A 23,839-nucleotide genomic window follows, 5' to 3' on the forward strand; every position below is an offset into this window, starting at 1 on the left:
GTGGAGACCTTAACCCAACTCGTACATGCGGTCTATCTCATTGCTGCCGTACTGTTCATTTTGTCCCTCGCAGGGCTTTCCAAGCAGGAAACAGCACGCCTTGGCAACACCGCCGGAAAGCTCGGCATGGTGCTTGCTCTAGCCGCAACCATCACGCTAGCGCTCATCAACTCGGAACGTAACGCAGGTGTTACTGCTGCGCTTATCTTCTTAGCTCTTGGTATCGGTGCCGTTGCAGGTTCGTGGAAAGCACGTTCCGTTGAGATGACACAAATGCCAGAGATGATTGCGATCCTGCACTCATTCGTTGGTTTAGCTGCCGTTCTTGTCGGCTTCAACTCTTACCTCACCGACACTCACGGCGACGCCGTCCACCTCATCGAGGTGTACCTCGGCGTGTTCATTGGTGCAATCACATTCACCGGTTCAGTTGTTGCGTGGCTCAAACTTGCCGCAAAAATTAAATCTGCGCCGCTCACCTTGCCCGGCCGCCACTGGTTGAACGCCGGCGCTGTAGCCATCTCACTCGCCCTGATGGGCTGGTTCATTGCCGCCCCATCAATTTGGCCGCTCATCATCATGACGTTGCTTGCCTTATTCGTTGGCTGGCATCTTGTTATGGCTATCGGCGGCGGCGACATGCCAGTGGTTGTATCCATGCTCAACTCGTACTCAGGTTGGGCTGCCGCAGCCGCAGGTTTCATGCTCTCCAACGACCTGCTCATCGTGACCGGTGCGCTCGTCGGTTCATCCGGTGCGATCTTGTCCTACATCATGTGCAAAGCCATGAACCGTTCCTTCGTTTCCGTTATTCTTGGCGGTTTCGGAGCCGACGATTCAGGCGCACCATCAGGTGGGGCTGCTATTGAGGGTGAACACACCGAAATTAGTGCCGCAGAGGTTGCACAACTGCTAAAAGAAGCAGAAAACATCCTCATCACCCCCGGATACGGCATGGCCGTAGCGAAAGCCCAATATCCAGTGGCCGAATTGACCTCAAAACTTCGCGCAGAAGGCAAAAACGTCGTCTTCGGTGTGCACCCCGTCGCAGGGCGCCTACCAGGACACATGAACGTGCTCCTCGCCGAAGCAAAAGTTCCTTACGACATCGTTGAAGAACTTGAAGAAGTCAACGAAGAAATGTCCACCACGGATGTTGTGCTCGTCATCGGCGCCAACGACACCGTGAACCCTGCAGCAGAAGACGACCCTTCGTCGCCCATTGCAGGAATGCCAGTCATCCAAGTATGGAAAGCCGGCAAAGTCATCGTGTTCAAACGCTCCATGGCTGTCGGATACGCGGGCGTGCAAAACCCGCTGTTCTTCAAAGAAAACACATCCATGCTGTTTGGTGACGCCAAAGACCGTGTAGAAGACATCGTCAAAGCACTCTAAACATGTGGCCCTCGCGCATGAGGGCTTCAGTCGGTTTCTCTGTCACGTTCAGTGCAGCCGACTGTAAAAGAAGGTCCGGGGATTCACCTCCCCCGGACCTTCTTCGTTTCTTCTCCACAGTTTTCTACCTGTGAGCATTCCCTTGTTAGACGCGCATCAGTAATAGAAACATTGAGGTGCGATAACCTGCGCAAACTACCTGCACCTAGTGATTTCGTGTTTTATCGCTAGACTCAAATCACCCAATACGCGGGTATATATAACATGGTGCGCATCTGCTCTTAGAAATGACGGAACATGAATACACGACTTGCCACCCTCACAGGTTCACTGTTCGTTTTATACGGCTTGGTTTACCCAATACCCTCGATCACTCGGCAACAGATGCGAGTCCCCGTCGATTTAGCAGAATCAATTACTGTTCACGAAACTTCAAGTTCATGGCTAATCGCAGCAGATGCAACGTTCACGGCTAAGGCTTCTGGCATCGGCCTATTTGCAACAGAGCAAACAACCATCGGGGTTATCGCTCTTACTATTGGGTTTGTCATTCTTGTGGGCAGGTTCGATTACGTCCGCTCACAAACACGCCACGGACGCCCTGGCCTATGGACTGCAATCGCTTTAATCGTCGGCGGCTTTGTGCCAGAAGCTGTTATGCGCGCAATCGACACCGCGGCGTTAACAGGTCACGACATTCCCGGCGAGCTCGCATTTCGCACGCCCGTTCAATGCACTCTACTCATGTCACTACTTGGTGTCGCATTGCTGATAATGCGCCGAACACACCCGATGCTTTTCGTCAGTAATAGCAGGCCAGCTCCTGACATAAACATGAAAACGGATGTGAGGTGATCGCATGAAAAGTGTCGCCCTAGCAGCGGCAGTCGCTTGTTTACTTACAGCGTGTAGTTCCGGGAACACTTCAAAGCCACTCATCGTAGACAGTGCGAACGGGACGCACCTGCTTGTGTCGTCGGTAAGTGGCGAAGGCATGGATGCGAGCCTGTCTGGCACGCTAGAAGCCGGCCCCGGGAACTGTTTGTATCTGACAAACGGAAACAATCACGACCTCATCATCTGGCCGGCCGGAACACAGTTCTCTACCGACGAATCAGCCGTCAAAATACCAGGAGCCGCTCCGCTCACGATCGGCACCCAGATCGCTGTAGGTGGCGGAAGCACCACAGCAAACAACGAGTCATACCCGTCCATCCCCGCAAGTTGCCTTACTGACACGGTAGTGATCGTGAACTAAAAGGCTCGTCGTGCACCGTTCAAAGAGAAGCCTAACCAGTGCTGTCACAGGCGTCGCGAGTACGCTTAGTTTTATGACTGATGATCGCGAACTCAGCAAGAGCAAGCAAGAGCGCCTCGAAAAACAGCGGCGCATTCAACAAGCCAACTGGTTCCTTGGCGGAATCTTGTTTGTTGTGTGTGCGGCAGCGGGAAACGCCCTATCTGCCGCAACAACACACAAAGTTTTCCTATTCGGCGGCATCGTCATCGGTGCTGCCCTGTTTTGGGCAGTCAACAAGTTCGCTAAATAAACGAACCGCACACGCATGCATGCGTGTGCGGTTGTGCGCTTATGCGTCGATGCGGTTTGGGCCTTCCTGCCATGCCGTCCACGCAGACGTCAAAATGTCTTCGAGGTTCTTCTCAGCTTCCCAACCAAATACCTCGTTAATGCGTTGGGACGAGCCCACAAGGTGTGGCGGGTCCCCTGCACGGCGTTCGCGGATCTCTGCTTGAATGTCGAGCCCTGAAGCGGCTGCTAGGCCGTCAATGATCTGGCGAACAGACGTGCCCTCCCCTGTTCCTACGTTAAATACGTCGTAGGGGCGTTCGTCACGCTTCAAGTAGTCCAGTGCAGCCACGTGCGCTTTAGCGAGGTCAAGCACGTGAATGTAGTCACGCACGCATGTTCCGTCTGGGGTGTCGTAGTCGGCACCAAAAATCAGTGGCGCTTTCCCTTGCGCAACACGATCTAGCACCATCGGAATGAGGTTGAGGATTGCTGGATCACCCAAGTCGTCCCAGCCTGATCCTGCCACGTTGAAGTAACGCAAACCAGCGAAACGCAGGCCCCACGCTTTTCCTGCCGCGCGACCCATCCACTCACCAATGAGTTTTGTCTCGCCGTACGGGTTGATTGGTTTCATCACGACGTCTTCTTCAACGACAGGAACTGGTGGCATGCCGTATGTTGCCGCAGACGACGAAAAGACGAGGTCGCGTGTTCCAGAGTTCTCCATCGCCTGAATAACGTTTGCTAGCCCGTTGATGTTCTGGTGGTAGTAGAACGCTGGACGGGCAACAGACTCGCCAACCTGCTTTTGTGCAGCAAAGTGGATGACAGCTGTCGTGTTGTACTTCTTCATGGTTTCGGTAAGAACCTCAACCGCGTTTTCTCCAGCAACGTCCAGTTCAACAAGAGGAGCACCACCGATCCGGTCGCTGCGTCCCGTTGAAAGGTCGTCAACAACAACTACGTCAGTGTTTTGCTCTTGGAGCACACGTACAACGTGTGCGCCAATGTAACCGGCCCCACCAGCAACTAGAACTGTCATGTCTTTCAGCATCCAATCTGTCTACGAACACGCATTCGTGATGTGTGTTCCATATTACGACCACCCCAGTTCGTGGAGGCGCTCATCATCGATTCCGAAGTAATGAGCAACCTCATGAACTACTGTGACGAGCACCTCTTTTATGACTTCTTCAACGCTTGAGCACATGCGTAAAGTTGGGTTTCGATAGATGATGATCCTGTCTGGGAGGGCTCCTGCAGCCCATCCTAGATCGCGTTCCGTGAGCGGCACACCATCGTAAATTCCCAGTAAATCTGGGGTTTCTTGGGGTGGTTCGACCTCAATCAGCACCACTACGTTATCGATTTTTTCAATCACTTCGAGGGGCAACTGATCCAGTGCGTCAGAGACTGCAGTCTCGAAATCTTCAGGGGTCATTTCCACCATGAAGACATCCTCTCAAACATTCGTTTTGCATTTCCCCCCGGTTTACCCATATGCTTTTCGAGCAACGACAACAGAGCGAAAGTTCTGAAAGCGAAGCAAAAGTTCTAGCCCCCATCGTCTAGTGGCCTAGGACGCCGCCCTTTCACGGCGGTAACACGGGTTCGAATCCCGTTGGGGGTACCAACCGATTTCTTTCGGTTAAGGCAAGGCCTTATATAAGGCCCCGTAGCGCAGTTGGTTAGCGCGCCGCCCTGTCACGGCGGAGGTCGCGGGTTCAAGTCCCGTCGGGGTCGCACATTAAACACATGTTTGATGAAACGGTCTAGATTGACATCTAGGCCCCGTAGCGCAGTTGGTTAGCGCGCCGCCCTGTCACGGCGGAGGTCGCGGGTTCAAGTCCCGTCGGGGTCGCTGATCACACTATGCGTGATCTTGGCTCTGTAGCTCAGTTGGTAGAGCGTTCGACTGAAAATCGAAAGGTCACCGGATCGATGCCGGTCGGAGCCACACATAAAGTAAGGCCCTCAGGAAACTGAGGGCCTTACTTGTTTCTGGTGAACATGTAGAACGAAAAGTAACAACACTAGACAAGATTTTAAACAAAACAGCCAGTTATGTGTCACAAAGCCCTTGGATTTTAAACAAAACCGGGCTTATTGTTTAATCATGGACCTCAATGTTTTCGTTGATAACAAGATGGGATCACTTGTCCCAATCACAGGAACCGACCCTTTTCTCGGCGAATGGTCCCATCGCGCTTTTGTTCCAGCGCCTTTGCCTAAGGAAACACCTGCTTTAACAAACCGGACCTATCTAGCAGTTTCAAACACGCGCGCAGCATTAAGCGCTCTCGACAATACAGCGCGTCAACTTCCAAACCCGCAACTGTTCCGCAACCCTGCACTACGCCGTGAAGCACAAAGCACATCAGCACTTGAAGGAACATATGCGCCACTTGAATCTGTATTAACTGCTGATGAAGAAACACAACGGTCACCAGAAATGATCGAGATCATGAATTACGTGACTATGGCCTCTTTTGGTTTTAATCATGTGCTTCAAAAGCGACCGTTCTCTGTTTCATTCCTCAATAATTTGCAGGGCCTTCTGATGCAACGAGGCCCTTTAGAGAACGAATCAGGCGACATACGTTCGACACAGGTTGTTATTGGACGCAGATCGAACGCAACCGCTGGCGGGTTTCCAGTGCACGGATCACGTTTTATTCCACCACCTCCAGGAATAGATTTAGAAGCTGCTCTTCGTGACCTTACAGACTGGATGAATACTGACCATAAAAAAGAAATCGATCCAGTTGTAGCCGCGGCAATGGCACACTACCAATTTGAGACACTACATCCATACCGAGATGGAAATGGGCGTCTCGGCAGATTTTTGATCGTGTCTCAATTACTACGTGATGATGTTCTGTCTGAACCCACGCTAACCGTTTCTCCGTGGTTCGAAGCACGTCGTGTCGAGTACTATGACCGTTTACTTGCTGTCAGCACTGACGGAAACTGGGACAGTTTTATCAGGTTCTTTGCGCAGGGTATTGAAGCAGCAGCGACTCAAACCCTCCACCATATGCAGTCGCTCATTGCCGTGCAGCATGAACTTAAAGAGGTCCTTCGTACACATAAGGTTCGCGCTGATTCCGCATACCAACTTGTTGACTTCGCAATTGGCAACCCGTCCTTCACAATCAGGAAAGCCCAGAATTCACTATCGCTCAGCTACCAAGGCGTTCGTCGCATAATCAACATTCTTGTAGATCTTGGCCTGCTAGCGCGGGTGCAATTATCGGGGTCTGATCGCTTCTTCGCTCCACGAGTGCTTTCTGTCCTTATGGGGTAACTAATTCATAAAGGTCATCGGATCGATGCCGGTCGGAGCCACACAAGACCCTCAGTTTCCTGAGGGTCTTACTGTTTTTCTAACGCGCAGACCGCATTAAAGCGCCGTAGTGTGAGCAGATGACAACCACTATTCATTACTCGTTCCTGCCCCACCTCGACGCTGAGGCTTCGCTTGGGTTCTACCGTGATCTCCTCGAGTTTGAGGTGCGGCAAGATGTCGGATACGAAAACATGCGTTGGATAACGTTAGGCCCTGCCAACCAGCCAGAAACTTCCATCGTGTTGACTCCGCCGGCGCTCGACCCAAATCTGACTGACACCGAACGCGACACCATTTTGTCCCTCATCACAAACGGACAGTATGCGATGCTCACGCTCGGTTCAGACGACGTTGACAGCTTGTTTACCCGCCTTAAGAACGGCGGTGCAACAGTCATCCAAGAGCCAACTGATCAGGATTATGGTGTGCGTGATTGTGCGTTTCGTGACCCTGCAGGAAACGTTATCCGCATCAATCAAACCTGATTAGGGCTGCTGTTTCGTGTCGTTATGAAACCAATCCAACAGGTCGTGGCTGCATCGAACTACTTGTTCACGCCATGTCAGTACGGCTCCGTCTTGCGCTGAGTCAGAAACTGCTTTCACTACGCGTATTGGGACGCCATATTGTTGGCACACCCATATGTATACGTAGGTTTCCATGTCGACGAGGGACGCGCCGAGCCCACGGATCGCGTCCACTCGGGCTGTGTCTTGCACAAAAAGGTCACCGGTGGCGATGATGACTCCGTCGCGCCCGGTTTCTACTTTGTGTGGCATCGCCATATGATGCCCGACTGCTCCGGCAAGGTCTTCCACGTCATGCTGTACGGCGCCAGCGATCTCGTACACGCCAGCTGGCAGGTGCTCGTCAATTAAACCGGCGGTTCCCAATACGAGAACTTCGTCGTATGTGCCCCGTTCAAGTGCACGCGTCAGCTCAAGTGCGGCATTCAATTTACCAATTCGAGTAATCAAACGGTCATATCCGGGAATACTGTCTGGAAAAGCTTCAAGTTCGATTTCTAACGCTGCGACAAGCAATTTCATGGCACACATCGTCTCATAAAGCCCATGATTTCAACGATGTGAAATAACTCCAATGCACACAGTGTGAACAGTCACATCAAGAATTTGTGACAGACAGTTAGCATTAACCCATGTCCACACCAAAGAATGCCCAAGCAGCGGACGTTGCAGGTCGCCGTGAAGCAGAGCAAGAAATGCCTGCGGTCATGCGCGCCGATGTGAACCTCCTTGGCACACTACTCGGGCAAGTTTTGCGGGAAACAAACTCGCCTGGCTTGTTTGAAGATGTTGAGCGGCTCCGCCTCGCGACGATCGACGCATACACGGATCCAACCACAGAGGCTTTTGAACGAGCAGTAGCAGTCGTCGAATCTTTCTCGACTAAGCGCGCAAACGAAGTTGCCCGCGCGTTCACCTGCTACTTCCACTTGGTGAACCTTGCCGAAGAGCACCACCGAGTTCGTTCGCTTCGTTTCCGCGACGAAGAAGCCAACTTCCCCAAGAAACGTGGGGCAGTCGCTGAGGCCTTTGCAAATCTTTCCAACGAAATTGGAGAAGACAAAGCCCTTGAACGCCTCCAAGCTTTAAGGTTCCACCCCGTATTTACGGCGCACCCGACTGAGGCTCGTCGTCGTGCAGTGTCTACCGCGATTCGCCGCATCTCTGTTCTCTTAGATGACATAGAAGCCGTGTCTTCTGGTGGGACCGAACATACTCGCATCACCAACAAACTCATTGAAGAGATTGACACCCTGTGGCGCACAGCCCCTCTACGTTCGGAAAAGCCGACACCTGAGGCTGAAGTTCGCGCTGTTATGGCCGTGTTTGACGACACCCTCTTCACTGCCGTACCTAACATGTACTCGCGCATCAACAACACCATTCAAGGTGAAACGTCTGGTCGCGTAAAGCCTGTTGTTACACCATTCTTGCGTCTCGGGTCATGGGTGGGTGGTGACCGTGACGGTAACCCATTCGTTACCGCTAAGGTCACTCGTACAGCAGCAAGCATCGCCAGCGAGCACGTACTTATTGGTTTAGAGCGCGTTGCTTTGCGGGTTGGGCGCAGCCTCACCGTTGATGGTGAAACAACTCCACCAACCGATGAAGTTCAGGCTTTGTGGGCGCGACTACGCAACGCCGACGAAGATGCTGCCCTCGACATCGTCAAGCGTTCCCCTATGGAACCGCACCGTCACGTGATGCTGCTGATTGCACGCCGCATCTCAGCGACCAAAAAACGTAACGCAGACCTTGCGTACACGACTCCAGAATTACTGCTTGCTGACCTGCGTACCGTGCAAGAATCGCTCATTGCTGGTGGGGCACACCGCCAAGCATACGGGCAGCTGCAGCACCTCATTTGGCAGGTTGAAACGTATGGTTTCCACCTCACCGAACTCGAATGCCGTCAGCACTCTGCCGTGCACCGCAAGGTTCTTGCTGAACTCGAATCTGGTGAACCACTCAGCGAACAAGCTGAAGAGGTCCTAGAAGTTTTCCGCACAATCAGCTTCATCCAAGAACGCTACGGTCTTCAGGCTGCAGGACGTTACATCGTGTCCTTTACGACGTCCGCTCAGGACCTCGCAAACGTGTACACGCTTGCTCGTGCTGCTGTTGGACAGCATGGCACACTGCCAGTACTCGACGTCGTGCCACTGTTTGAAACCTTCGATGATCTTCAGGCTGCACCTGAAGTCATGAATGAGGTCTTGAGCGAGCCACAGTATGCTGCCCGTCTTGAGGAGACGGGCCGCAAAGTTGAGGTCATGCTCGGCTACTCTGACTCGTCGAAAGATGTCGGTCCTGTTGCGGCAACACTTGCCCTGTATGAGGCACAAGAAAAAATTGCTACCTGGGCGCAAAACAACAACATTGAGCTCACTCTGTTCCACGGACGTGGTGGAGCACTTGGGCGTGGTGGCGGCCCAGCCAACAGCGCTGTGCTCGCCCAGCCACCGCATTCTGTAGATGGCCGGTTCAAGCTCACTGAGCAAGGTGAGGTTATCTTCGCCCGCTACGGCAACTCCGAAATTGCGATCCGTCACGTAGATCAGGTTGCGGGAGCGATTTTGCAGGCGTCTGCGCCGTCCAACGAAGAACGCAACAGTGCCGCGGCACAAAAGTTTGCTTCAGTTGCTCAAACAATGGCGCAGTCTTCACGCGAACACTTCTATTCGCTTGTTAAAGCCGACGGGTTTGCGCCGTGGTTTGCCACGGTCACCCCCATGGAAGAAATCGGGTTGCTTGCGTTAGGTTCACGTCCTGCTCGTCGTGGATTGTCTGTTGAGTCGCTTGAAGACTTGCGTGCGATCCCTTGGGTATTCGCGTGGAGCCAAGCCCGAATCAACCTTGCAGGCTGGTTTGGTCTTGGTACTGCGTTGGAAACCGTGGGAGATCTCGACCTCTTGCAAGAGGCCTACCGTGAGTGGCCGTTGTTCCGAACCATGATCGACAACGTCGCTATGAGTTTGGCAAAAACCGATGACCGGATCGCACACAACTATCTTTCCCTTGGGGATCGGGCTGATTTGTCGGGGCTTGTACTCGACGAAATGGCTTTGACTCGCGCATGGGTGGTACGGATCGTTGGTGGCGAAGAACTCCTCGCAAACAAGCCTGTACTGCAACGAGCAGTGAAGCTGCGTAGCCCTTACGTGGATGCGCTGTCGTTGTTGCAGTTACGTGCGCTAAGAGCATTGCGTTCACAAGACATCAGCGTTGAAACAGACCCTGAAGTTCAGCGTTTGTTGCTGTTGTCTGTGTCTGGTGTTTCTGCTGGACTGCAAAACACTGGATAAATTTTCTGCTGTGGTGGCGTCCATTTTTATGGGCGCCACCACTTTTTTGTTTTATGCTCACCCAAATTTTCTGGATGCTATCTGCGCGGCCACTTGCATGATCGCGAAATGCGCGGTTGAGTAAGTTAGCGGAACGTTTAGTGTCAAGGGTTTGGAGTGATCATATGGCCGATCAAAGTGCGGCTCCTCAACAGGAGCCTCAATCAGAGCCGGAATCAGCGTCTACTCGGCGTGCGTCTATCGGCGAACTCATCGCTCAAGTCTCTGAACAGTTTTCTCGTTTGGTTCGCGCCGAAATCGCTGCCCTCAAAGCTGAGATGGCACAAAAAGCTGCTAAAACAGGTCTCGCAATTGGCTTGTTTGTTGGTGCGGGCGTTTTTGCGTTATATGGGCTTGGCTACTTGTTTTTTGCCGGCTATCAGGGGTTCGCGAACCTTGTATCGCCGTGGGCTGCCGCGTTACTTACTGCGTTGGCGATCTTCCTGATCTGTTCAATACTTGTCGCTGTTGGCAAGAAAACCCTTGACCGTAACACTCCCCCAATTCCTAGCGAGACCATTCAGCAAATGAAGGATGACGTGTCAGCGATTAAGGATGGCCTCAAATGAGTGACGTACGAAAAACTAACCCCGAGGTTCAGGCTGCTCGTGACGAACTTGCTGCTGCCCTTGACGAGCTTATCTCGCGTGTGACACCACGCAATGTTGTCCATGACATCACTTCTGCAACAAAGTTGGCGGCTTCAGACGCTGCATCTTTTGTGACTGGCGGAGGGCTTCCACACGAAGAGCATTCCCCACGCCGTTCACGTAATGCAAAGATTTTGTTAGGCGTTGCTGCTGGCGGTGCTGCCCTACTTGTCTTATCGGTTTTAACTGCACGCAGAAAGTAGCGTGTAACGGCTCATAGCCGTGAGTGGAATATATTGTGGCTGTTAGTAAGTCTGGGTTGTCTGTTCGTTCGCGCCTGCTGGTGGGAATGATTGTTTTAGTAACGGTTGTTTTAGCGGCTGCATCAGTCACTTTGTATGTGTTACAGCATCGCGCCATGGTTACTCGAATTGATGATTCGTTAAAGCATTCGGTGCGTTCTTTTAATGTCTTGGTCAACTCTGGAGTGGACCCGCGAACTGGCGAACCTTTTGCGTCGACGGTTGACCTCATGTATGTCGCATTGCAGTCGACATTGCCTGATACGAATGAGGGCATGATCGCCACGTTAGGTAATACGACGAGGTGGACGGCCCCTGACGGTGCCGAGGTTCGGTTAGAAGACGATCCCGAATTTTTGTCGTGGGCAGTTAATTCTGCGCTTGCTACAGACGCCGTGTATTTGCGTACGGTTCACACCACTTCTACGTCGTATCGAGCGGTTGTGTTGCGTGCGCGTATAGCGTCATCAAACGATATTGGTCGAGTTGTTTTCGCATATGACCTTGATGCTGAACGCTCAGAGCTAAACGCTACCTTTTTGCCTTTCGTGTGGGTGAGTTCTGGGCTTCTTGCGTTAGCTGCAGTGTGTGCGTGGTTTATTGTAGGCCGGCTGCTTCGTCCGGTCAGTGTGCTGCGCGAAACCGCCCAGCACATCACTGAAACCGATTTAACACGTCGTATTGCTGTGTCTGGCACAGATGACCTTGCGGAGTTGTCTCGCACGTTTAACTCCATGCTTGATCGCGTAGAAGCCGCTGTTGATTCGAATAAGCGACTCGTCGACGATGTTGGTCATGAACTGCGCACACCTGTCACTATTATTCGCGGCAATTTAGAGCTGCTTGATCCCACAGACGTTGATGATGTGCGTACCACTCGTGAGATTGCTCTTGACGAGTTGGATCGTATGTCTGTTTTGATCAGTGATCTTCTGTTGTTGGCTAAGTCTGACCACAACGATTTTTTACGTTTAGCGCCTGTGCACGTTGACGATGTGGTTGATGAGGTTGCGGTTAAAGCTGAGCTTCTTGGGGATCGTGTTTGGGTTCGTCGCGGCTCATCACAAGCGGTTGTTTTAGCTGATAAACAACGGTTAACTCAAGCGTTGTTACAGTTATGCGAGAACGCTGTGAAGTATTCACAGCCTGGTTCAACTGTGACGCTTGAGTTGGACCACACTGATAACCATGTTGTGATCTCGGTTATCGACGAAGGTATTGGTGTGTCTGAGGACGATCAGACACACATTTTTGCACGATTCGTGAGGGGGACGAATGTGTCTGGTATTACTGGTTCTGGTTTAGGTTTAGCTATTGTTTCGGCAATAGTTGACGCCCATGATGGGGCCTTATCGGTGTCGTCGACGCCCGGTGAAGGCTCTGCTTTTTCCGTAAGTTTGAAACCTTTACACGATGGTGATGCTGTGGGACTGGACGCGCGCACTTCATGAACCGCATTTTGATTGTTGAAGACGAAACACGCATCAGTTCACTTCTTGTGAAAGGTTTCCAAGCCGCTAGTTATCGTCCGTTTGCTGTTGCGTCAGCGCATGAAGCAAGCATTGCATTGGGTGCAGGCGATTTTGATGTGATCATCCTTGATATTGGTTTACCTGACGAAAACGGTTTGGATTTTTTGTCACGTATTCGTCTTCAAGGGGTAGACATTCCGGTCATTGTTTTAACTGCGCGCACTAGCATTGATGACACTGTCGCAAGTTTAGAAGGTGGCGCCGACGACTACATGGCTAAGCCTTTTCGGTTCGAAGAGTTGCTTGCTCGAGTGAAGTTGCGCCTGCGCGCAGAGCCTACCGTGGCGATACCTGACGACACCGAACTCGTGAACGGCCCGCTGCGGCTCGAATTATTGACTCGTCGAGTATTCCTCCATGGTAAAGAAATCGATCTCTCAGCGCGCGAATTTGCCCTTGCAGAGACGTTCTTACGCAATGTTGATCTTGTTTTATCGCGCGACCAGCTTTTGTCGCTGGTGTGGGGGTTTGATTTTGACCCAAGTTCTAATGTTGTGGACGTGTATGTGCGGTATGTGCGCAATAAAATCGGGCACGAATGGTTTGTGACTGTACGAGGTGTTGGCTATCGAATGCCGGCCGCCCACACGTTGAGCACTTTTTCGTCCCCTGTATAAAAAGAAGCGACCCCACGATCCGCCAGGATCTCGTGGGGCCGCGGCCTTTGTGGGGCGGGGCTATCGTGTTGTATCAGCCTTAGTTTCTGCTGCTTCGTCTGGGCTTGGTGCAGACGGAGCTGAGGGTGCAGAAGGCGCACTAGTTGCTTGATCAGACGATGCGTTGTCATCTGAGGAGCCAGCTGATGCCGGTGATTGTGCTGATACTGCGCTCTTTGGTGAAACCGGTGAGTTCGCACTCGCTGGTGACACAGCGCTCTTTGTTTCTGGCGATGCTGGTGATTGCGCTGATACAGCGGTCTTTGCTGTTTGTGCCGAGACTGCGCTCTTTGGTGAAACTGGTGAGTTTGCGCTTACGGGTGATGCAGCCGAGACCATGGTCTGACCTGTAGTGTCAGTTGGGCTTGGGGTGGCGGGTGTTTCCTGTGCGGTTGGCGTAGCCGCTGGAGCAACTGTTGCTTGCGCGGTTGCCTCGTGTGTTTGTGTAGCTTGAGAAACTTGAACTGTTTCTTCAACCTTTGAATCTTCTGGGCTTGTTACTGCACTAGCCGCTGCGACGGTTCCGGTTACGGCTGCAAGCCCAATGGCTCCGCTCATAACCCATACTGTTGGGACCTTCATTCTGGTCTCCTTTCACATGTCACCGCTGGGGGTGGATAGATCGTGCATGCTCTACTCAACATTGAACGTTCATTGAGGGATCAATGTTGATGTCTCTACTGTGCAGCATGCACATGAGCGGAACAGGAGAGAACAATGAGAAGGCTCTCATAGAGCAGGGCTGTCTCCCAGAAGTACACGAATGCAGCGCATCAATACTATAAGTTGTTTCGCTGAGTTAAGTCGGTCCTAGTACCCCAACTCTACTCAACATAGATTCGGCAAGAGCTAACCGCTGTTCTGCGTAGTCTTCCCACATGGGGTTTTCTTCGTCGCGCGCTCCTGCTACGAGCGTCAAAATTACCGATGCGGTACGCGCATATAACCCTGCCACTGTGATGCCTTGTGACTGCAGATAGTATGCAAAATCCGCTAAATATTCGTCTACATAGGCGGGTACGTGTGCGTATCGTGGGTCAAGTGTGGGTAGCACCGCTAGGTGTCCAATAAAGCAGGCTAGGTCGTCGATAAGATATCCCGGTCCAGCCGAATCGATATCGATGAGTCCTGATATTTCTCCATTGCGTACAAAGAGATTAGCTTCATAGAAGTCCCCATGATTTGGGACGAGCGGGCCACGCTCAGCATTGTGCAGGACTGCTTCAATGTGAGCGACTAGTGTGTCTATACGCACAGATTGATCAGGAATGGCTGTTTTTGCTGCGTGTGCATACCAGCCGAGGCGGTCTGTCCACGCTGGGCGTCCAGGCATGGTGGCTAATTCTTGTGGGAAGGCGTTCAGTACCGCAATGATTTGTGCGCCGGTGATTGGACGAACTCGCGAGTTCATGATGGCTTGGGCTAAAGGCACTCCAGACACTGTTGTCAGGGCAACAACCTCATCTATTGGTTCGCCTATGAGTTGGGGTACTGGCGCTCCTGCATCTTGCAGGAGGCGGTGTTTACGCCACAGCAGTTGGGCGTCTTTTCGTAACACTTTTAAAAATATTTGCCCGACAGGTTCAGCAAATTGCGCTTTTAAGACGGCTCGGCGTAGGGGCCTATACGCGATGGTTTCTAGATCTATAAGGTCTGCGCCTTGTCCCCAGATGCGTTGCACGTTTTCGGGGATGCTTGCTGCTGGCAGGCCTACAAGCCCTGGGTCAAAGGGGTGTTCCCATAGGGCGAGGTCGCCGCGCTCGGAAGACATGCGCACAATGCTTCCGGTGTCTTCTGGCAGGGATTCTGAGGTTGCGACGAGGTAAACAGCGGTTGTAAGGGGTTGTGCAGCTGCCGCTGCGGTGCCGGCTGGTGGCTGTGAGGGTGGATCGCTTGGGAGTACTTCAAAGAGTCCTGAGACGCCTGCACCGGGCCTGTGGTGCAATTCCACTAATGATGCGCGTTTAGCGACTCCTGTGGATTGGTACATTCCTTCGATGAGTTCGATTATTTCTGTGGACGAGAAGAACTCGACTTGCTCCGCCTCACTCCACTGCGTTGTGTGCGCACTCATGCAATCCCCTTTTTGCGTTTATGCCATTGTGAGCCGAGATATAGCACTGAACGCAACTTGAGTCACGCGCTGTCCAACACATATATGTGCTGTTTGTGTGCGTGTTGTATATAAAAACTGCCGACCCGGAAAACCGAGTCGGCAGTTATACACAACGCTAATACCCTGTATCGTATCGATACGACAGTATTAGTTGTCTGGGTGCTTCTCCTTGTAAAAAGGAAGATCTTCTTCAGGAACAATCATTCCTGAGTTCTCAAGAAGCGTGTGAACCTCTGATTCACGGTAGCGTCGGTGGCCTCCAAGAGTACGTATCGAGGAGAGCTTCCCCGGCTTTTGCCCAGCGAGTGACCGTCTTTGGGTCTACTCGGAACATTGAAGCTACTTCTGCTGGTGTCAGTAGAACTTCTGATTCGCCATGGTTTATTGACATAATGCACCTTCCCCCGCAATGATCCGGCTCTATGGGGTTAGAGCTGCGCGATCAAATCATTACGATTTATCCATTATTCCAGCGCATTCTTTTCGGTTGGCAAGTGATGCGGGTGAAATATCTCACAGACCTTGAGATTTCAACCAATTGTGGCGCGACGGGCGGCCTCTCGTGGTTTCGCCACTAGAAAAACACACTTTTCGAGTAGTATTCGACGAGGGTTTCCATGTACGGTTATCCCACGAACAGATTTATTTGAACACGGGGCCGCCCGTTCGCCGGAGCCGCCTCGCATCTACGTTGAGGGGGTCGGAGCCATGGGCCGCGGCCGTCAGAAGGCAAAGCAAACAAAGGTTGCACGCCAGTTAAAGTATGCAAGCTTTGAACCTAACTACAAGGCGCTTGAGCGTGAACTTGGTGGTGGTCGTCAGTCCGACGTCGCCACGGATTCTCGCCACGACAGTGACTATGCCAACTACGACGACGAGAACGATCCATACTCGGACTGGTCGGACGAGCGCAAGTAACTCCACCTGAAACTTCTTAATCTCATCACCATGAAGGCTTTCGCCCACATGGTGGGATTTTGTTGTTTCAACATGTAGGAATTGGAGATCTCGGTGGTGGTTCGCCCCACCGAGATTTCGTCGTACCCAATAAAACGACTTCTAAGACAACGCTGTATACACACGAGTGGGGCGGACTGCGCAATGCAATCCGCCCCACTCGTTTACGTCTTATGAGAAACGCATTCAGCCCTGATTAACGGTACTGTCCAGTCAACCGAACAGCACCGCCCTCAACGCCTTTCGCGCCACGGATAAGGTCTGCGTGCGCAGCCTCATCAACGTCTGCACCAACCGTACCGAGAATCCATGATTCCACGCCCAACTCACTGAGCTTCGCGAGAGCACTGTCTGCACCCTCACGGCCCACAATGGCGATCATTCCGATACCGAGGTTGAGTGTGTGCTCAATGTCGTTCCATGGAACATTACCTAGCTCACGCATCACCTTAAACACTGCAGGAACTTCCCACGCGTCACGAGCGATGGTTGCACTCAGTCCCGCAGGAATAACACGTGCCAAGTTTTGAGCGATACCGCCACCAGTTACGTGCGAGAACGCATGCACTTCAGCAGCCTCGTCTTCGGCCAAAGCAAGGCAGTCAGACGAATACACACGTGTAGGTTCAAGAAGTTCCTCACCTAGCGTGCGACCAAACTCTTCAACGTTACGGCCCAATTCCCAGCCTGCGTGCTTAATAACAGCACGAACAAGTGAGTACCCATTGGAGTGAATACCAGACGACGCCATAGCAATAACAACATCGCCGTCAACAACACGATGTGGGCCTAGCAAACGGTCTGCTTCAACAACACCAACCGCCGCACCTGCAACATCGTATTCGTCTGGGGCAAGCAGTCCTGGGTGTTCTGCTGTTTCGCCACCAACCAGTGCAGTACCAGCAACGGTGCACGCTTCAGCGATCCCTCGAACAATGTCTGCGACACGCTCTGGAACAACCTTGCCGGTAGCGATGTAGTCAGTCATCACTAACGGCTTTGCACCACACACCACGATGTCGTCAACGACCATACCGACAAGGTCGAAACCGATCGTGTCGTGCTTGTCTAAAGCCTGAGCAATAGCAACTTTGGTGCCCACACCATCAGTGGATGATGCGAGAAGCGGACGGTCATAGTTTTTGAGCTCTGAAGCATCGAAAAGCCCAGCAAATCCGCCAACACCTCCCACAACGTTCGGGCCGTGCGTCTGGGCGACGGCTGCTTTCATCAGTTCGACGGCGCGGTCTCCTGCTGCCGTGTCGACACCTGCTGCTGCATACGTGATGCCGTCAGTCACTGCGACTCCAAACGAAGGTAGATATGTTCAAAACTCATGGTTGTTCAAGCGCGGTATTACCACCTTGTGAGGCAGTAATGGAGGCTAAGCCGTCTTCTGGAGCACCCAACGTAGCGGGCTTTTCCAACAAGTGCTTGCCTAATGCGTCGTCCTCGGGCAAAGCTATTGGGTATGTTCCGTCAAAGCATGCCGTGCACAGTTGCTTACGTGGTTGTTCCGTAGCCTCAATCATCGCGTCCAAGGAAATGTATCCCAGTGAATCTGCGCCTAAAGACGCCGCGATTTCGTTAGCATCAAGTCCGTTTGCGATAAGTTCTGCCCGTGAAGCAAAGTCGATTCCGTAAAAGCACGGCCATTTCACTGGTGGTGCAGAGATTCGAATATGCACCTCTGCAGCACCCGCTTCACGCAGCATCCGGACGAGAGCGCGTTGCGTGTTTCCACGCACGATTGAGTCGTCAACAACAACGAGACGTTTACCTCTGATGACTTCGCGTAGTGGGTTTAGTTTGAGCCTAATTCCCAGTTGTCGCAATGTATCCGATGGTTGGATGAAGGTACGTCCAACATATGCGTTCTTTGTCAGACCCTGACCGAAAGGAATACCTGATTCCTGCGCATACCCGACCGCTGCAGGAGTACCAGACTCTGGAACAGGAATAACAAGGTCTGCTTCAACAGGGTGTTCCTGAGCGAGTTTACGCCCCATCTCAACACGTGACGCGTGTACGGAACGACCTGAAATAGTAGTGTCGGGACGTGCAAGGTACACGTATTCAAAGACGCAACCAGCGCGTTTCACTTCTGCAAAACGTGCAGTCCGTAGTCCATCTGCATCGATCATAATCATTTCGCCGGGCTCGACTTCACGCACATATGATGCGCCGACGATGTCCAAAGCTGACGTCTCAGATGCAACAACCCATCCACGAGCGAGACGACCCAACACGAGTGGGCGCACACCTTGCGGGTCACGGGCTGCATACAGTGTGTGCTCGTCCATGAAGACCAGCGAGAATGCACCACGTAAATGTGGCAATACTTCTAACGCGGTCTGTTCAAGCGAATCGCCTTCTTGTCCGTACAGCAGTGCTGTAACAAGAGCGGTGTCTGTTGTGTTTCCACGCGCTAGTTCACCGCGGGTCTGTTCGCCGTAACGCTGCGCAACTAGTTCCACGAGTTCCGCGCTGTTTACAAGGTTTCCGTTATGCCCAAGCGCTACTGTGCCGTGTGAGGTTGCACCCAAAGTTGGTTGTGCGTTCTCCCATGTCACGCCACCAGTGGTGGAATAACGGCAGTGACCGACAGCAATGTGTCCAGTCAGAGCATTAAGGGCTGTTTCATCAAAGACTTGGGAAACCAAACCCATATCTTTGTATACAAGAATCTGTTCACCGTTGCTTGCCGCAATACCGGCAGATTCCTGACCACGGTGCTGTAGTGCATACAGACCGAAGTAAGCGAGTTTTGCTACCTCTTCGCCGGGCGCCCAGACACCAAAAACGCCACAAGCGTCCTGGGGTCCTTTCTCGCCGGGCATAAGGTCATGATTGAGTCGTCCATCTCCACGCAGGGCCACAGCGTTATTGTTTCACACAGCTTGACTCACTACCTATTAGAGATGAGCCGAAAGTACTAGCTTCCTACACAGATCTGGCCTGTAGGTAGGCATGTGCATGGCCAGTAGTAACAACACTTCACTAAACGTTAATAAGCCACTTCACGCACAATTTTTTGTGCATGAAGTGGCTTATTAACGCGAGATAATCGTTTAACGCTGGAACGCCCTTCAGCGGTCGCTTTGTACCTCTGCAACGCTCTTACGATCAAGCTGAGTGGCTATAAAACCTGCCGCCAAAGACGACATTGTGGTGGTGAACAACACACACACTGCAATGTAGATTCCGCGGTTAATCATCCCGGGCGAAGAAAGTTCGATACCAACAAACAAGCCCACAGCGATACCCAATATCGCCCCGAGCAAAAAGAAAGCCTTAAATTTTGGTGCACGACGAACCACCGCATATGAAGCCGTCGATTCATAATGCGCAAGCTCTTCTGCTGGAGCATTGGGCTGTTGTGGAACGGCATAGTTTGGGTTCTGCCCGAACGATGCGTTCTGTGGGGTGTTTTCGCTTGGCACAGTCACGCTTACGAGTTTACCCGCGCACAGCAACCTAGGTCTTGTGGTTCTCACCACTGAATTGTGCGTTTTGCCTTGCAACACAAGCTTTTACATCACGAAAAAACACCCCGCATGGGCAGGGGTGCATGTCACCCTAGCCTGATTCTTTCAGTCCCTCTTACGCACACTGATTACCTCATATAACTGCGTGTTAACAGGCACGTTTACCTTGTCTCGCATGACAGTTCATGACTTTAGTCCTTGCTACGTGCGTCATACGCTGACGGGACAATCTCCGCACACTACGCTTTGCGAAAGGCATGTCTCATGCGCACTCATAGGCACTCGATCATCTTGGCGGCACTCACCGCGATGGTGATCTCAGCTTGTGCGCCAAGCGCGGTCGGAACAGCCCCAAACAGCACATCGTCTGCGTCTGCCCTCTCAATCGTTGGCTTTGCCGTTCCCAAAGCGGCCCATGACGCGGCACAAGCAGCCTTTGCAGAAAAAGGAACAACCAACAAAACCACGTGGACAGCTTCCTACGGTGCTTCTGGCGACCAAAGCCGAGCAGTAGCCAGCGGTTTAGAAACGGATGTCGTTCACTTCTCTTTAGAAGGCGACCTCACTCGACTTGTCGATGCCGGCATCGTCGAAAAAACATGGCAAGACAACTCCTACAACGGCATCATTTCCACCTCTGTCGTTGTTCTCGCTGTACGCGAAGGAAACCCCAAAAACATTCAAAACTGGGATGATCTGCTCCGCGACGACGTAACAATCGTGACCCCAAACCCAGGCTCGTCTGGGTCAGCACGCTGGAATATCCTTGCCGCATATGGGTCTGTCCTCGCACAAGGTGGCAGCACAGAAGACGCACGCACTTATCTGCGCGATTTCTTTAATAACGTTGCCGCGCTCCCCGGCTCAGGACGAGACGCCACCGCCGCTTTCACCTCAGGCACAGGTGACGTACTCATCAGCTACGAAAACGAAGCAATTCTCGCGCGGCAAAACGGCGAAAAGCTCGACTACGTTATCCCCCGCTCAACGCTTCTTATAGAGAACCCAGCAGCAGTCACCAAAGACGCACCCCCCGCAGCCACCGCATACTTGGACTTCATCGCAAGCCCAGAAGGACAAAACATCTTTGCACAAAAAGGCTTCCGCCCCCTCTCACCAGCAGTAAAAACTGACTCGGTGAAAGGCGCACACGATCCAGCTAACCCGTTCCCAGCACCGCAAACCCTCCAAACAATCAACGACACGTTCGGTGGCTGGGAAACCGTGAACAGCACATTCTTTGGGGATAACGGCCTCGTCACCGCAATCCAACTAGAAGCCGGAAAACTATGAGCACCTTAGCTCCACCTCCGCACAAGCAAAGGCCAGACACTGCGTCTAGCCCCGCGCCAGCATCTCAACCACAACGCAAAAAATGGCAGATACGACGAGCGCAACACTCGACGAACACCATTGCGTTAACTCGGCCCGCTGGAATCGGTTTAGGAATAGCGATGATCTGGTTCTCGCTGCTCATACTCATTCCGCTACTCGCCGTGCTCGTCGAAACAACTTCAAACGGTTGGGATAGTTTTTGGTCTGCGATTTCGCACCCGCAAACAACAGCAGCCTTAGGTTTAACTGTCGTTACCGCGCTCGTTGTTACTCTCGTCAACGTTGTCATTGGAACAGCCATCGCATGGGTTCTGGTACGAGATTCTTTCGTCGGGAAACGAATACTTGAAGTCATCATTGATATTCCGTTTGCGCTACCAACAATTGTTGCTGGGCTTGTTTTGCTTTCCCTTTACGGCCCACAAAGCCCTCTCGGGGTCAACGTGGCGAACACTCGCGCTGCTGTTTTTCTCGCTTTTTTGTTTGTCACGTTGCCGTTTGTCGTACGCACAGTGCAACCCGTTCTCGCCGAAATCGATCGAGATGTGGAAGAAGCAGCGGCATCACTTGGCGCAAGCAAATTTACGACCCTGCGTCTCATCGTGTTGCCTGCACTTTTCCCAGCAATCACAGCAGGAGCAGCGCTCTCCTTCGCACGAAGCATGAGCGAATTCGGTGCTCTCGTCCTACTTTCTGGAAACCTCCCGTTACACACTGAGGTCGGGTCGGTACGAATCTTGTCCTACCTAGAAAACGGTGACAACGCTGCCGCGGCTGCAGTAGCAACCGTTCTGCTTGTGGTTTCCCTGCTCGTGATCGTTGTACTGGATGTAATTCAACGGAAAGTAGCACGCCGTGGCTGACAAAAACATTGCACGTTACGTTCTACGGATCTTAGTAATTACCTACTTGTTTTTCCTCGTAGGATGGCCTGTTTGGCTTATTGTGCACAACACTTTTGCTGACGGCCTTGACGCTTTACACGATGCGTTAACCTCACCAACAGTAGTGTTCTCGCTAAAACTCACTCTCGCAGTCGCGGTTCAAGCGGTACTGATCAACACTATTTTTGGTGTCGGAATATCGCTGCTTTTAGTTCGCTACGAATTCCCCGGTAAACGCGCACTCAGCGCACTCATCGACTTACCGTTATCTGTTTCGCCTGTTGTCGTTGGTTTAGCGCTGATCCTCGTGTATGGTCCACGCGATGGATGGTTTGGGGTATGGCTACATGAGCACGGCTTCAACATTATTTTTTCCACAACTGGAATTATTCTTGCCACTACTTTCATCTCGCTGCCTTTAGTTATTCGTGAAATCGTCCCGGTTCTCACCGAACGAGGCATAGATGAAGAGCAGGCAGCGTCGTCGCTTGGCGCCTCACCTGCCCAAGCGTTTTTTCGAGTAACGTTGCCTGCCATCAAGTGGGCTTTGGTGTATGGAATGGTGCTCACATTTGCCCGCGCGTTAGGTGAATTTGGGGCAGTAAAAATTGTTTCTGGGAACCTCGAAGGACGCACCCAAACTGCAACGTTACTTGTCGAACAGAAATATCAAGACTTCGAACAATCTACGGCTTACGCAACGGCTTTCTTGCTTGCCGCTGTGGCTGTCGCCTGCATTGCCGTCGTAACCATCCTTCGATCACATACTGAATCTGCTAGTGCGAAAAGAGGCACATCGTGAGCATTATCGTCAGCAATGTTTCTAAACGTTTCGGTGACTTTATTGCACTCGATGACGTTTCCGTACACATCCCCACGGGTCAGCTCACTGCGCTACTTGGCCCCTCTGGAGGAGGAAAATCAACACTCCTGCGCATCATTGCAGGGCTAGAACAAGCCCAAAGCGGCAGCATCGAAATAGCGGGAGAAGACGCAACAGGTGTCCCCGCTCGTAAACGTAATGTCGGGTTCGTTTTCCAGCATTACGCTGCCTTTAAACATATGAGCGTGGCAAAAAACGTAGCCTTCGGACTAGAAATCCGAAAAACCCCCAAAGACGAAATCCGCGAGCGCGTTGATGAACTTTTGCGCCTTGTGCATTTGGAGCAGTTCGCGCATAGGTTGCCGTCGCAGCTTTCTGGTGGGCAGCGGCAGCGTATGGCGCTTGCTCGTGCGTTAGCTGTCCAGCCGCGGGTGTTGTTGCTGGATGAGCCTTTTGGCGCGTTGGATGCCAAGGTTCGTAAGGAGTTACGTGAGTGGTTGCGTCGTTTGCATGATGAGATTCCGGTAACGACGGTGTTTGTCACGCACGATCAGGAGGAGCTCTGGAGGTTGCGGATGAGATTGTGGTGATCAATGAGGGTCGTGTGGAGCAGATTGGTTCGCCTGAGCAGTTGTATGACGAGCCTGCGAACACGTTTGTTATGAGTTTCCTTGGTCCTGTGACTCGGTTGGGTAATGAGTTGGTGCGTCCTCACGATATTGAGGTGCTTTCCAGCGATCCTAGTTTGCGTGGTTTTTATAGTGGAACGGTCACGCGAAGCACTCGGGTTGGGTTTGAGGTGCGTAGTGATGTGTTGGTGGAGTCGCCTGAGTTTACGGGCACTGTGCAGTTTGTGGTGACTAGGGCTGAGGCTCGTTCGTTGAAGTTGGATGCTGGCGCTCAGGTGTGGTTGCGTAAGTCGGTTGGTGCGACGGGTGTTGAGACTACGGAGCCGAGTGATGCTCCTCTTGAACATGCTTTTGCGAATTACATGATTTGAGATGACTACT

25 protein-coding genes, 4 tRNA genes and 1 pseudogene are annotated in these 23,839 nt (G+C 52.3%); 21 read left to right on the forward strand and 9 right to left on the reverse strand.

What is annotated here, in order from left to right; all coding sequences use genetic code 11:
* From pntB to ACR9EC_RS07755, 4 genes are all read left to right on the forward strand, one after another.
* Entirely contained in the window at positions 1-1,395 is a 1,395-nt protein-coding gene (gene pntB / locus ACR9EC_RS07740; protein WP_435298660.1) for a Re/Si-specific NAD(P)(+) transhydrogenase subunit beta, read from the forward strand.
* A 297-nt stretch (positions 1,396-1,692) separates the two neighbouring features.
* Positions 1,693-2,250, forward strand: a complete 558-nt coding sequence (locus ACR9EC_RS07745) for a hypothetical protein (RefSeq protein ID WP_435298661.1) — start codon at positions 1,693-1,695, stop codon at positions 2,248-2,250.
* Between the two features lie 4 nt (positions 2,251-2,254).
* Entirely contained in the window at positions 2,255-2,653 is a 399-nt protein-coding gene (locus ACR9EC_RS07750; RefSeq protein ID WP_435298662.1) for a hypothetical protein, read from the forward strand.
* A 73-nt stretch (positions 2,654-2,726) separates the two neighbouring features.
* On the forward strand, positions 2,727-2,945 hold the full coding sequence (locus ACR9EC_RS07755; protein ID WP_435298663.1) for a hypothetical protein: 219 nt from the start codon (positions 2,727-2,729) through the stop codon (positions 2,943-2,945).
* A 39-nt stretch (positions 2,946-2,984) separates the two neighbouring features.
* On the opposite strand, the gene galE is transcribed toward ACR9EC_RS07755, so the two are convergent.
* Together galE and ACR9EC_RS07765 are read right to left on the reverse strand one after the other, a co-directional pair.
* Positions 2,985-3,968, reverse strand: a complete 984-nt coding sequence (galE, locus tag ACR9EC_RS07760) for a UDP-glucose 4-epimerase GalE (protein ID WP_435298664.1) — start codon at positions 3,966-3,968, stop codon at positions 2,985-2,987.
* A 54-nt stretch (positions 3,969-4,022) separates the two neighbouring features.
* Complete coding sequence (locus ACR9EC_RS07765; RefSeq protein ID WP_435298665.1) at positions 4,023-4,376, reverse strand: metallopeptidase family protein; 354 nt, start codon at positions 4,374-4,376, stop codon at positions 4,023-4,025.
* 107 nt (positions 4,377-4,483) lie between these two features.
* Between ACR9EC_RS07765 and ACR9EC_RS07770 the strand changes: the two genes are divergently transcribed.
* The 6 genes from ACR9EC_RS07770 (at position 4,484) to ACR9EC_RS07795 (ending at position 6,760) form a co-directional block, all read left to right on the forward strand.
* Positions 4,484-4,559: transfer RNA gene (locus ACR9EC_RS07770), tRNA-Glu, on the forward strand.
* A 36-nt stretch (positions 4,560-4,595) separates the two neighbouring features.
* Positions 4,596-4,669 (forward strand) — tRNA-Asp (locus ACR9EC_RS07775).
* A 44-nt stretch (positions 4,670-4,713) separates the two neighbouring features.
* Positions 4,714-4,787 (forward strand) — tRNA-Asp (locus ACR9EC_RS07780).
* 23 nt (positions 4,788-4,810) lie between these two features.
* Positions 4,811-4,883, forward strand: a tRNA-Phe gene (locus ACR9EC_RS07785).
* Between the two features lie 159 nt (positions 4,884-5,042).
* The gene (locus ACR9EC_RS07790; protein ID WP_435298666.1) at positions 5,043-6,233 is read left to right on the forward strand and encodes a Fic family protein; all 1,191 of its coding nucleotides are present in this window, start codon (positions 5,043-5,045) and stop codon (positions 6,231-6,233) included.
* 119 nt (positions 6,234-6,352) lie between these two features.
* Entirely contained in the window at positions 6,353-6,760 is a 408-nt protein-coding gene (locus tag ACR9EC_RS07795) for a VOC family protein (RefSeq protein WP_435298667.1), read from the forward strand.
* Here ACR9EC_RS07795 and ACR9EC_RS07800 read toward each other — a convergent pair whose 3' ends face one another.
* Complete coding sequence (locus ACR9EC_RS07800; protein WP_435298668.1) at positions 6,761-7,324, reverse strand: nucleoside phosphorylase; 564 nt, start codon at positions 7,322-7,324, stop codon at positions 6,761-6,763.
* Between the two features lie 110 nt (positions 7,325-7,434).
* Here ACR9EC_RS07800 and ACR9EC_RS07805 point away from each other — a divergent pair, with 110 nt between their 5' ends.
* The 5 genes from ACR9EC_RS07805 (at position 7,435) to ACR9EC_RS07825 (ending at position 13,187) form a co-directional block, all read left to right on the forward strand.
* Positions 7,435-10,107 carry a phosphoenolpyruvate carboxylase gene (locus ACR9EC_RS07805; RefSeq protein WP_435298669.1) on the forward strand — a complete coding sequence of 891 codons (2,673 nt, stop codon included), beginning with the start codon at positions 7,435-7,437 and terminating at the stop codon, positions 10,105-10,107.
* 164 nt (positions 10,108-10,271) lie between these two features.
* The gene (locus ACR9EC_RS07810; protein ID WP_435298670.1) at positions 10,272-10,715 is read left to right on the forward strand and encodes a phage holin family protein; all 444 of its coding nucleotides are present in this window, start codon (positions 10,272-10,274) and stop codon (positions 10,713-10,715) included.
* Positions 10,712-10,999, forward strand: coding sequence for a DUF3618 domain-containing protein (locus tag ACR9EC_RS07815; RefSeq protein WP_435298671.1), 288 nt, complete (start codon positions 10,712-10,714; stop codon positions 10,997-10,999). Before ACR9EC_RS07810 ends, ACR9EC_RS07815 begins: the two co-directional genes overlap by 4 nt.
* Positions 11,000-11,034: 35 nt before the next feature.
* Positions 11,035-12,489 carry a sensor histidine kinase gene (locus ACR9EC_RS07820; protein WP_435298672.1) on the forward strand — a complete coding sequence of 485 codons (1,455 nt, stop codon included), beginning with the start codon at positions 11,035-11,037 and terminating at the stop codon, positions 12,487-12,489.
* A complete protein-coding gene (locus ACR9EC_RS07825; protein WP_435298673.1) occupies positions 12,486-13,187 on the forward strand; it encodes a response regulator transcription factor in 702 nt (233 codons plus the stop codon). Before ACR9EC_RS07820 ends, ACR9EC_RS07825 begins: the two co-directional genes overlap by 4 nt.
* 60 nt (positions 13,188-13,247) lie before the next feature.
* Here the strand turns inward: ACR9EC_RS07825 and ACR9EC_RS07830 are convergent, their stop codons facing one another.
* The 3 genes and pseudogenes from ACR9EC_RS07830 to ACR9EC_RS07840 all read right to left on the reverse strand — a co-directional run bounded on the left by ACR9EC_RS07830 (position 13,248) and on the right by ACR9EC_RS07840 (position 15,733).
* Positions 13,248-13,808, reverse strand: a complete 561-nt coding sequence (locus ACR9EC_RS07830; protein WP_435298674.1) for a hypothetical protein — start codon at positions 13,806-13,808, stop codon at positions 13,248-13,250.
* Between the two features lie 217 nt (positions 13,809-14,025).
* Entirely contained in the window at positions 14,026-15,300 is a 1,275-nt protein-coding gene (locus ACR9EC_RS07835; RefSeq protein ID WP_435298675.1) for a phosphotransferase, read from the reverse strand.
* Positions 15,301-15,489: 189 nt separating this feature from the next.
* Positions 15,490-15,733, reverse strand: a pseudogene (locus ACR9EC_RS07840) (BldC family transcriptional regulator).
* Between the two features lie 317 nt (positions 15,734-16,050).
* Between ACR9EC_RS07840 and ACR9EC_RS07845 the strand changes: the two are divergent.
* Complete coding sequence (locus ACR9EC_RS07845) at positions 16,051-16,260, forward strand: DUF3073 domain-containing protein (protein ID WP_435298676.1); 210 nt, start codon at positions 16,051-16,053, stop codon at positions 16,258-16,260.
* Positions 16,261-16,495: 235 nt separating this feature from the next.
* On the opposite strand, the gene purM is transcribed toward ACR9EC_RS07845, so the two are convergent.
* The 3 genes from purM to ACR9EC_RS07860 all read right to left on the reverse strand — a co-directional run bounded on the left by purM (position 16,496) and on the right by ACR9EC_RS07860 (position 19,748).
* Positions 16,496-17,599, reverse strand: coding sequence for a phosphoribosylformylglycinamidine cyclo-ligase (purM, locus tag ACR9EC_RS07850; RefSeq protein WP_435298677.1), 1,104 nt, complete (start codon positions 17,597-17,599; stop codon positions 16,496-16,498).
* A 34-nt stretch (positions 17,600-17,633) separates the two neighbouring features.
* Positions 17,634-19,178: an amidophosphoribosyltransferase gene (gene purF, locus ACR9EC_RS07855; protein ID WP_435298678.1), complete on the reverse strand. Its 1,545-nt coding sequence runs from the start codon at positions 19,176-19,178 to the stop codon at positions 17,634-17,636.
* A 210-nt stretch (positions 19,179-19,388) separates the two neighbouring features.
* Positions 19,389-19,748 (reverse strand): hypothetical protein, encoded by a 360-nt coding sequence (locus ACR9EC_RS07860; RefSeq protein WP_435298679.1) that lies wholly within the window; start codon positions 19,746-19,748, stop codon positions 19,389-19,391.
* 303 nt (positions 19,749-20,051) lie between these two features.
* On the opposite strand from ACR9EC_RS07860, the gene ACR9EC_RS07865 reads away from it, so the two are divergent.
* The 5 genes from ACR9EC_RS07865 to ACR9EC_RS07885 are packed head-to-tail and all read left to right on the forward strand — an operon-like array spanning position 20,052 to position 23,829.
* Complete coding sequence (locus ACR9EC_RS07865) at positions 20,052-21,080, forward strand: sulfate ABC transporter substrate-binding protein (RefSeq protein WP_435298680.1); 1,029 nt, start codon at positions 20,052-20,054, stop codon at positions 21,078-21,080.
* Positions 21,077-21,985 carry a sulfate ABC transporter permease subunit CysT gene (cysT, locus tag ACR9EC_RS07870; RefSeq protein WP_435298681.1) on the forward strand — a complete coding sequence of 303 codons (909 nt, stop codon included), beginning with the start codon at positions 21,077-21,079 and terminating at the stop codon, positions 21,983-21,985. The genes ACR9EC_RS07865 and cysT overlap by 4 nt, the downstream gene beginning before the upstream one ends.
* Positions 21,978-22,808, forward strand: a complete 831-nt coding sequence (locus ACR9EC_RS07875; protein ID WP_435298682.1) for a sulfate ABC transporter permease — start codon at positions 21,978-21,980, stop codon at positions 22,806-22,808. The genes cysT and ACR9EC_RS07875 overlap by 8 nt, the downstream gene beginning before the upstream one ends.
* Positions 22,805-23,419: a sulfate/molybdate ABC transporter ATP-binding protein gene (locus ACR9EC_RS07880; RefSeq protein ID WP_435298683.1), complete on the forward strand. Its 615-nt coding sequence runs from the start codon at positions 22,805-22,807 to the stop codon at positions 23,417-23,419. Before ACR9EC_RS07875 ends, ACR9EC_RS07880 begins: the two co-directional genes overlap by 4 nt.
* 14 nt (positions 23,420-23,433) lie before the next feature.
* Positions 23,434-23,829, forward strand: a complete 396-nt coding sequence (locus tag ACR9EC_RS07885) for a hypothetical protein (protein WP_435298684.1) — start codon at positions 23,434-23,436, stop codon at positions 23,827-23,829.
* Positions 23,830-23,839 lie beyond the last annotated feature (10 nt).

Source organism: Timonella sp. A28, from assembly GCF_051200815.1.
Taxonomy (GTDB): Bacteria; Actinomycetota; Actinomycetes; order Actinomycetales; family Cellulomonadaceae; genus Timonella.